Genomic DNA, 6,124 nt, shown 5'->3' with positions numbered 1-6,124 from the left:
CCTTAGAAATCAGGGAGCGGTTCAGACATATTAATCCTGTAGATAAAGAACCTGTAACAAGTCTTAATCCCTTAGAAATCAGGGAGCGGTTCAGACCAAGAGGTCGCTAAACATAACCAAAAATGTAAAGTCTTAATCCCTTAGAAATCAGGGAGCGGTTCAGACTATAGTTTTACGAGGAACACGATATGTCTAGAAAGTCTTAATCCCTTAGAAATCAGGGAGCGGTTCAGACTATACAATTATTTTTATTATCAATAAAATCAAATACTTACAAGTAGGTATTTAACCAACAAAAGTCGGTATAAAAAGTTGGTGTTTTTTTAACCAATTTTTAACCAAGATTTGTATAAATAATAACCAATTATACGTCCAAAACGTTAAATAGCTGCCGTTACCTTCATCAGATAATGTCTGAAAAACCGTCCCTAACTGCCTAGGGTGTGAGCATTAATGCTCACTGTTATAATGCTCACTGTTATAATGCTCACTGTTATAATGCTCACTGTTATAATGCTCACTGTTATATAGTAAGGCATGCCAGCGGCTGAGGCAATGATTATTTGGCACACACTAACAAGCTTGTCATAATATGGCAGTCCAACTATAGTCTCTATAATAGCCGCCAGTCAGCAGTATATTGATTGTTTTTATTAAGGGGTAATATGACCGTTTATTTGGTAAGTCGTCATCAGGGCGCAGTTGAGTGGATGAATCATATGGGCCATCAGTATGATTTGCACCTGACCCACTTGGATAGTGATAATAAACTATTGGCAGGTGATACTGTCGTAGGGTCATTGCCCATTAATTTGGTCGCAGACTTAACCGAGCGCGGTGTTCACTACCTGCATCTGAGCTTGTATATTCCTGAGCACCTGCGCGGCATCGAGTTGTCCGCTGAGCAGTTGTCCCAGCTCTATGCCAAGCTCGAACCCTATCGCGTACAGCGCTGTTAAGAGTAACCCTTATCGCCACTGTCGCCACTGTCGCCAGTCACTATGGTTCATCAGTATTGGCTAGACAATGCATACGCTTGTTCTATCTTTAGCATAATCGGCAATTGGTCCAAATGACATTGTCGTCCCAGTGGTTACTACGAGTGCGAGTCGCAAAATCGGTCAATTGCTGTGTCATAGACTCATGCCAATCACGTGAGGATTGATAGACTGGCTCACCATCTACCCACACCCCTTCTCTATTGGCATGGATTTGTCGATCGCCACATTTTAGTAGCACGCGTTCTGATTTTTGATAGCCACCTTTATTGTTAGGCAATCCTTTTACCCAGATATCCACGCCTATCCATGTGCTTTGAGAACGCGCCATTAGCCAGCTTCTGTCTTCGTTTTGCACACCGTCATCTACCTTATCATCATGCCACATCGTCGCAGCGACAATATCAAAGTCGCCTATCAGATACATCAAGATATCTATCATGTGATAGCCTGCATCAAGTAGCGCGCCACCACCTGATATCACACGATCACCACGCCAGCCTAAATCAAAATACTGCGATGTATTGACTTGTCTTTTGCCCAAATGCAGATGGGTATGTACTTCATCGGGTATGAGTTTGTGCTCGCTGAGATACTGTGCAAGGTAGACATAACTTGGATGCGTACGGCGCTGTATGGCCGTCATTAGTCCGCACTTGGCATCAGCTGCCTGCTGCATAAATGTACGTGCTTCTTGATAGTTACGCCCTAATGGTTTTTCTTTTAAGATAGGTTTTTGACAGCTCAGTATATCTGACCAGATAACCTGATAGGCATCATGCGGTAATGCCATGATAAAGGCATCGTAGGCCATACCAGATGACAGTAGCTCATCGAGCGAGGTAAACAGCTGTAGGTCGATACTAGGATATTCTGATCGAATGGTATGCCACTGCGCAATATTTGAGTCGATGCCAGCGACTATCTCGATATCAGGGTGGTTGAGTGATGCCACTAAATGTTCTTGGGCTTGATTGCCCAGCCCGAATAACACACAACGTAGCTTTTGTTCTTCAGACTCTGGTTGCTTCATTATTTCTGTCATGATCAATGTCCCCACATGCCACCACATGTCATATCCAATATACTACCGGTCATATAACGGCTGTGCTCACTCAATAAAAACCCAATACTCTCTGCAATCTCTTGCGGCGTGCAAAGTCGCTGTAGCAAAGTTTCTGCAGCAATGGCTTGCTGACGCTCCTCGCTCCAATCAGACGTCATCTCGGTGATGGTGGTTCCTGGCAGCAACAGGTTGACCCGAATATTATACTTACCAAGATTTCTAGCGCAGCTGGTTGTCAGGCCATGTATTGCTGCCTTGCTTGCAGAATAACTCGGTTTCCTAGCACCAATATAAGCAACAGGAGACGACACATTGATGATACTACCGCCTTGCGAATCTCTGTGCATACGCTCGTAGAGACCCTTTATCAAACGAAACGCTGGTGTCACATTGACATCAAAAGACATTTGCCAATCTTCTTCGCTTAAGTTTTCGATACTATCGCCCCGCGAAATACCTGCTAGGTTGACCAATCCCCACAGTGGCGGCATATCGTCAAGCAACTTATCGACAGCCGCAACCAATCTAACACTGTCCAATTCAATACATAAGGTTTCGATATCTGTAAAAACAGATAAGCTCTCAAGTCGCTGCTTATTGTGATCAATCGCCAGTACATGCCAGCCCAACTCGCAGAAGTAACGACAACACTCCCGTCCCATGCCTCCTGCTGCACCAGTTACTATAATCGTCTGTTTTTTGGTACTAGGGGTAAGTATTTGCATGCTGGCACTCATCTCTTATATGGTTTTTACGTAAATGGGGTTACATACTGCTAAGTGTCGAATCAAAACACTCGATATTAAATAAAAAACAAACGCCACATTTCTGTGAGACTTGTTATAGAATCCTGAGCAGTTGTCAGCTGCTGATAGCCCGTATCACTTAGCACCACCTCGGCCCATGTTTGATCAACGACAATAGCCATATCAGGCGTTGCTACTGGTTGTATTTCTAATAACTGTTGGCACAGTTCGTATACTGTAAACCCTGACTCTAAATGACCCGGCAGTGCCTCACGCAGGCGTAGCACCCATTGGTATTCCATCGCTGCGGCATGACTGAACGCTGATAGCGCTAATGACAAATCACTACTCGCAGCAGCCGTTTGGTGATGACGCAACGACTCTATAGCGCGAGCAACCAGTATAAATCCTGTTGGCACGTGTAAAGCAAACGCTAGCTGACCACATGCCAACTCATCTATCATAGCGGTGATGCTATCAGGTAATGACAATGCTTGTTGCTTAGCAAGACATAGATAACTGAGCCGTGACCAGCCATGCAGATAGCTGATTTTGGCAGAAAAATCATCAGGATGACGAGCCATCTTGTCAGTAGACATCTTTATACTATTACGCAGCAGCGTTTCAGCACGTAGCCACTCTTGGTTACGCATGAGTGCGGAGGCGATAAAATTGTATTGTTTGTCCAGCTGTCCTTGACCCAGTGGCATGAGCTGATTGGCAATCTGAAAGCAAGCTAAAGAGGCTTGTGGCTGACGGCCCCTCAGGTAAATTTCGGCAAGCGCGCATATCCCTTGGTCAGCCCAAAATCATCACGCAATGAGCGTGCCAGCGACAGATAGTATAGTGCCCATTTCTGAGCGGATTGCCAATGACCGCTTCGGGTATAGACCTTTGCCATGCCGAGTGCCACATCATAAGCATATTTCTGCCAGTCTCTCTGACTTAGCTCGCCTGAAAGCAATCATGAGCATCGATATAACGCCCTTGAAAGTAAGCACGCCAGCCCTCGCAGCGATGATAAACGCTGGCTGGCAAGCTATCTTGATCAAACTCGGCCGCTCTCAGTGACAACTGACTGAGCCATGGCTTAATCTCATCTATCCCCTCACCTGATAGCTGACGAATATACATCTGTAATTCAAGGTCTAGACCTGCTTGGTGCAATCTAGTGGCATGTGCAATCGCATCCAGCGCTTGATAGGTCGTCATAGTGATATTGTGCTCAAGTTGAAGGGTTTAAAAAGATGATGATAAAAAAAGGTAGAACAATATTCTACCCAAAACATTAAGAGCATATTACAAGAGATAGGCAACTTAAGTACAGTAAAAAACCACTCAATATTTGCAACAGCGATAGCAGGCTTTGTACTCAGCGATGACTAAGCAGGTACATCACCGCTTTAATAACACCACCAATTATAGCGACAAACAGCAATATCACTGAGCCACTAATTAAAAACATCACCAATAAACCAAAAATAGCTGCCATATCTACTCACTCCCAATACGATCAGCACGATTGCCCATCGCCATCAGAACCATTTTACGGCAATGACATGACCCAACTCACCAATCACAAGCTTGTCGAATTCATAAAAACCCAAATCGATTGGCTATCATCTAAAGCATGGTTTCACCGAACCTAAATCCTAAACCATGCTTAGCAGTCAATGACGGCATATTTATACGATATGGAGAATCACAATGTCAAAATCCCTGATAGTTGCCGCCCCTTACATCAATGAGTTTGTGACTGAAGGCTTAAAATTGTGTAGTCATATCATGGAGTACCGTCATGCCACCCGTCAGACAGCGCTACAGCGTGAGACGATGCATAAGCAAGCAAACCATGCCATGCAACAAGAAAAAAACGACCATCAAAGACAAATGGCCAAGCTGCACCAATTGAGTGAGCAGTTCGGTGTCACGTTGGCACACAATCGTACAAACGCTATCGATGTCATGCAAATGTACAACGACGCAAATACAATGCTCGCCAAGCTGATCGAGCGTATATGTGAGCCGGATTTAGACATCGAAAAATTGCAAATGATCAAAGCCGTTATAGACACCTTACAAGCTAAGCAAACTGAGCTAATTGCTGATCATCGTAGGCTTAGCAGTCATGCGCTCACGGCATTCAAACACAGTAGCGGCATGATACTAGAGGAGTCACAGAGTTTAAAGGATGTCTACTAGCCTGATACTCAATCTATTGTCATAAGTGCCGTGCATCAATAGCAACTATAGTTAAATCCATATAAATCTGCTACATCTTCATCCTCGCTAACCGTATTAATCTATGGCTTGCACTCGGTTTTCTTGTACTGGAATTATTTAAACTTAACTATATTACAAGTGACTCAATCGACGACTGCTTGTATCCATGATTTATTGATAAAGGAGTGCGCTTATTTTTTGGCTAGGTTTTGGGATCACAGCCGCAGGGACGATTGCATGCTCTTTAGCCAGTATGTTGGAGCGAGATTCACTGACAGAGTCGCAGCAAGCTTTGAATCAGCTAAAAAAACAAAGTCAGGCACGTCAACGTGAGATTGAGGACTACCAGCATCAATGCCAAGCGGCCTACTCACTTAGCCAGTATGTGCAGCTTTATAGTATTGTCTCTCAGGCGGCACAAGCATGTGCATCACAATATAACGAGCAAGAGCAGTTACTGTTTATGCTCAATGGGCGTATGACGCAAAGTATTACTGCTCGGCTTGCTCTGATGCATAGGCAGGGGCAAGCGACTGACGATCAAGACCAAATATTAGATCAGCAGTTTGCTATCGTACAAGATGATGCCAAAAAGACATTAGATGAATTTGAAAGCATTGAGGCACAGCAAAAAGAGTCTGAGCAGCAGCTGCATATGTTTTGTGAATTAATACAACAGCTGCAATTATATATCGAGTAACTCGCACACCAAATAGCCATTAGACCAATAAGGCCACCTGAAAAAGGTGGCTTTATTGGTTTGATTCTATGGTAATCAGCAATTGCTTTGCCCTGACGCAAGAGAAAATCTGAGATTTTCTATTCAGACCATTGTAGCCGGCTTGATAGAATTTACGAAAATGTAAATTCTCTTGCACTCGGACGAAACAGTGTTTCGTTACTTCCTCGTTCACCTTAAGAATCAGGGAGCGGTTCAGACTTATCGAGTTGAAGGTAAGTCGTTATACATAAAGTCTTAATCCCTTAAGAATCAGGGAGCGGTTCAGACACATGGACAATGTCGTATCACAAGTACTGCTGAGTCTTAATCCCTTAAGAATCAGGGAGCGGTTCAGACAACAAGCGCCGCA

7 protein-coding genes are annotated in these 6,124 nt (G+C 44.0%); 3 read left to right on the top strand and 4 right to left on the bottom strand.

The features are described 5' to 3' along the window. Positions 1 to 665 precede the first annotated feature (665 nt). Positions 666 to 959: a CRISPR-associated protein Csx16 gene (gene csx16 / locus TT12_RS14765; protein WP_045456397.1), complete on the top strand. Its 294-nt coding sequence runs from the start codon at positions 666 to 668 to the stop codon at positions 957 to 959. Between the two features lie 88 nt (positions 960 to 1,047). Here csx16 and TT12_RS14760 read toward each other — a convergent pair whose 3' ends face one another. The 4 genes from TT12_RS14760 to TT12_RS14740 all read right to left on the bottom strand — a co-directional run bounded on the left by TT12_RS14760 (position 1,048) and on the right by TT12_RS14740 (position 4,022). Beyond that, positions 1,048 to 2,043, bottom strand: coding sequence for a Gfo/Idh/MocA family protein (locus TT12_RS14760; RefSeq protein WP_045456395.1), 996 nt, complete (start codon positions 2,041 to 2,043; stop codon positions 1,048 to 1,050). Between the two features lie 2 nt (positions 2,044 to 2,045). Further along, positions 2,046 to 2,789, bottom strand: a complete 744-nt coding sequence (locus tag TT12_RS14755) for an SDR family NAD(P)-dependent oxidoreductase (protein WP_201604915.1) — start codon at positions 2,787 to 2,789, stop codon at positions 2,046 to 2,048. A gap of 77 nt (positions 2,790 to 2,866) precedes the next feature. Continuing rightward, entirely contained in the window at positions 2,867 to 3,520 is a 654-nt protein-coding gene (locus TT12_RS14750; protein WP_045456390.1) for a hypothetical protein, read from the bottom strand. Positions 3,521 to 3,755: 235 nt separating this feature from the next. Beyond that, complete coding sequence (locus TT12_RS14740; protein WP_045456382.1) at positions 3,756 to 4,022, bottom strand: hypothetical protein; 267 nt, start codon at positions 4,020 to 4,022, stop codon at positions 3,756 to 3,758. 495 nt (positions 4,023 to 4,517) lie between these two features. Here TT12_RS14740 and TT12_RS14735 point away from each other — a divergent pair, with 495 nt between their 5' ends. Both TT12_RS14735 and TT12_RS14730 read left to right on the top strand, forming a co-directional pair. After that, positions 4,518 to 5,012 (top strand): hypothetical protein, encoded by a 495-nt coding sequence (locus tag TT12_RS14735; RefSeq protein WP_045456379.1) that lies wholly within the window; start codon positions 4,518 to 4,520, stop codon positions 5,010 to 5,012. A gap of 274 nt (positions 5,013 to 5,286) precedes the next feature. Then, entirely contained in the window at positions 5,287 to 5,733 is a 447-nt protein-coding gene (locus TT12_RS14730) for a hypothetical protein (RefSeq protein WP_201604917.1), read from the top strand. The last annotated feature ends 391 nt before the right edge of the window (positions 5,734 to 6,124 follow it).

The sequence above is a fragment of the Psychrobacter sp. JCM 18903 genome, from assembly GCF_000586475.1.
GTDB lineage: Bacteria > Pseudomonadota > Gammaproteobacteria > Pseudomonadales > Moraxellaceae > Psychrobacter.
Note: the sequence above shows the minus strand (reverse complement) of the source record. Positions and strands in the feature narration are given on the sequence as shown.